This is a genomic window from Oleiphilus sp. HI0061, assembly GCF_001635675.1.
On the sequence record NZ_LWFE01000118.1, the window covers coordinates 1 to 937 of the forward strand.

2 protein-coding genes are annotated in these 937 nt (G+C 43.4%); both read left to right on the plus strand.

Annotated features, from left to right (window positions below):
* A partial coding sequence (gene yidC, locus A3735_RS01490; RefSeq protein WP_156499308.1) for a membrane protein insertase YidC occupies positions 1-363 on the plus strand: 363 nt, incomplete at its 5' end.
* Positions 364-380: 17 nt separating this feature from the next.
* A partial coding sequence (locus A3735_RS01495; protein WP_369820496.1) for a tRNA modification GTPase occupies positions 381-937 on the plus strand: 557 nt, incomplete at its 3' end.

A 937-nucleotide genomic window follows, 5' to 3' on the forward strand; every position in this document is an offset into this window, starting at 1 on the left:
CTTGGTGGTTGTCTGCCTATTCTTGTTCAGATGCCTGTATTTATCGCTTTATACTGGGTTTTGATGGAGAGTGTTCAATTACGCCATGCTCCATTTATGTTCTGGATTCACGATCTATCGGTAATGGATCCTTACTTCATTCTGCCGATTCTGATGGGTGCAAGTATGGCTATCCAAATGCAGCTAAATCCATCTCCGCCTGATCCAATGCAAGCTAAGATCATGAAGATTATGCCTGTTGTAATGACTGTTTTCTTCTTATGGTTCCCTTCAGGGCTAGTTCTTTACTGGTTAGTAAACAATATTCTGTCGATTGCACAGCAGTGGGTAATTACCAGACAAATCGAAAAAGCTAACGCTTAATCTACCCTGTTCTTGATATGAGTGAATATTATCAAGACACTATTGCAGCTCTTGCTACGGCGGCAGGTCGTGGCGGAGTTGGAATTGTCAGGGTATCAGGCCCAAAAGCCTTAGATATCGCTAAACTGATGGTTCATTTTGAGCCTAAGAATCGATATGCACATTATTGCGATTTCTATGATCCAGATGGTTTACGTTTAGATCAGGGAATTGCCCTGTACTTTAAAGGTCCCCACTCCTTTACCGGTGAAGACGTCGTTGAGTTCCAAGCTCATGGTGGCCCGGTCATTCTGGATCTTTTGTTAAAAGCCATCGTTTCGAATGGTGCTCGCTTAGCAGAAGCGGGAGAATTTTCTCAACGCGCCTTTTTTAATGACAAGCTGGATCTGGTTCAGGCTGAAGCTATTTCTGACTTGATAAACAGTACTTCCGAGCAGGCTGCTCGTTCTGCTTTGCGTTCCCTACAAGGGGACTTTTCTCAGCAAGTTGATGCCATTGTATCCGGCTTGATTAAACTCCGAATGTACGTGGAAGCAGCAATTGATTTCCCTGAAGAAGAAGTTGATTTTCTTTC